A 1,561-nucleotide genomic window follows, 5' to 3' on the forward strand; every position below is an offset into this window, starting at 1 on the left:
TTACGCTGCGAGGTGACACCGACTTCTTTCAGGAATTTGCGGATCGACATGTTGAAGGCGTCTTCGCTCATCGTGGAACTCCTCGGCGTCCGTGAGGGAGCAGCGTGGGCGCTCGTCTATCGCCCGGAATGCGCCAATAGGGACGGGATGTCAGCCTTGCCTCTCATCCCACTTTAGGAGCCGACGCAACAACTTGCGGCTCCGTTGTTACGTCTGGCCTCCTGGATTGGCGGGCAAGGCACGTCGCCAAAGGAACAGAACACACAGCAGTCCCCGGATTTTGGCCGGAGCATCGTACCGCATCCATTGCAATCATAGAAAAACTGACAGGCGTCGGTGGGCATCGTTTCCGTAGCCCGCTGGCCGCAATTCGGACAGGTGAGGGTTGATCGAAGCTGTATGGTCACTCTTTGTGCCTCGCCAACGGATGCTTTCAGATGACGCCCGTCATCCATTGCTGAATAGCCTATTGGAAATATCGCCTCGTGCATAGTTTTGCGTCATGGGCGCTAGGTAAGTCTTTCGAAAGGCTGCAATTGGCCGCCATAAGCGGACAAGGCGTTGGTTCGCTTTGGCCAAATAGCGGCCATTGCGATTGCAAGATGACCGCTATCGGAACATTGCCGATGGCCTTTGACTAAATCGACGTCAGTGACACCCGCTTCTCCAACTCGGCCGCATGCTCCTTCCGCTCGCTGTAGCGGTCGGTCAGGTGAACCGAGGCGTCCCGTGTCAGCAGCGTGAACTTCATCAATTCCTCGCAGACGTCGACAACACGGTCGTAGTAGGACGACGGCTTCATTCTGCCGTCGGCGTCGAACTCCTGGTAGGCCTTGGCGACGGACGACTGGTTGGGGATCGTGATCATTCGCATCCAGCGGCCGAGCACGCGCATCTGGTTCAGGGCGTTGAAGGACTGGCTGCCACCGGAGACTTCCATGATCGCCAGCGTCTTGCCTTGCGTCGGCCGGATCGATCCCAGCGACAGGGGAATCCAGTCGATCTGGGCCTTCATGATGCCCGTCATCGCGCCGTGGCGCTCGGGGCTAACCCAGACCTGGCCTTCCGACCATTGCGACAGGTCGCGCAGCTCCTGCACTTTCGGATGGCTGACCGGAGCCTCGTCGGGAAGCGGCAGCCCCCTCGGATCGAACATCCGCACCTCGCACCCCAACCGCTCGAGCAGACGTCTGGCTTCGTGCGCCAACAGGCGGCTGTAGGAAACCTCCCGGAGCGAGCCGTAGAGGATCAGGATGCGCGGCTTATGCGTCGAAAACGCTGGACGCAACGCGTCGATGTCAGGATGATGAAGATGCCGCTCCTGCAAGGCGGGAAAGGTCTCAGACAACGCGCTTGCCCTCCTGATCGAGGACCTGCTCGCCATCTTCCTTGAAGAAGGCTCCCTTGAAGGCGTCCGGCAGAATGTCGAGCACGGCCTCGGAGGGTCGTGCAAGCCTGGTGCCGAGTGGCGTGACGACGAACGGACGATTGATGAGGATCGGGTCCTTCAGCATGGCGTCGAGCAGCTGGTCGTCCGTCAGCTTCGGGTCGTCGAGTCCAA

The 1,561-nt window shown here is 59.8% G+C and carries 4 protein-coding genes; all 4 read right to left on the reverse strand.

What is annotated here, in order from left to right; all coding sequences use genetic code 11:
- The coding region (locus tag I8N66_RS34540) for a DUF6494 family protein (RefSeq protein WP_291164202.1) at positions 1-71 on the reverse strand (71 nt) is incomplete at its 3' end.
- A 102-nt stretch (positions 72-173) separates the two neighbouring features.
- The gene (locus tag I8N66_RS34545; RefSeq protein ID WP_291164205.1) at positions 174-401 is read right to left on the reverse strand and encodes a GDCCVxC domain-containing (seleno)protein; all 228 of its coding nucleotides are present in this window, start codon (positions 399-401) and stop codon (positions 174-176) included.
- A 236-nt stretch (positions 402-637) separates the two neighbouring features.
- Positions 638-1,366 carry an arsenical resistance protein ArsH gene (gene arsH / locus I8N66_RS34550; protein ID WP_291164208.1) on the reverse strand — a complete coding sequence of 243 codons (729 nt, stop codon included), beginning with the start codon at positions 1,364-1,366 and terminating at the stop codon, positions 638-640.
- On the reverse strand, positions 1,341-1,561 hold a 221-nt coding region (locus I8N66_RS34555; RefSeq protein WP_291164193.1), incomplete at its 5' end, for an ArsC/Spx/MgsR family protein. The genes arsH and I8N66_RS34555, both read right to left, overlap by 26 nt.

The sequence above is a fragment of the Ensifer sp. SSB1 genome (genome assembly GCF_016652895.1).
Lineage (GTDB): Bacteria > Pseudomonadota > Alphaproteobacteria > Rhizobiales > Rhizobiaceae > Ensifer.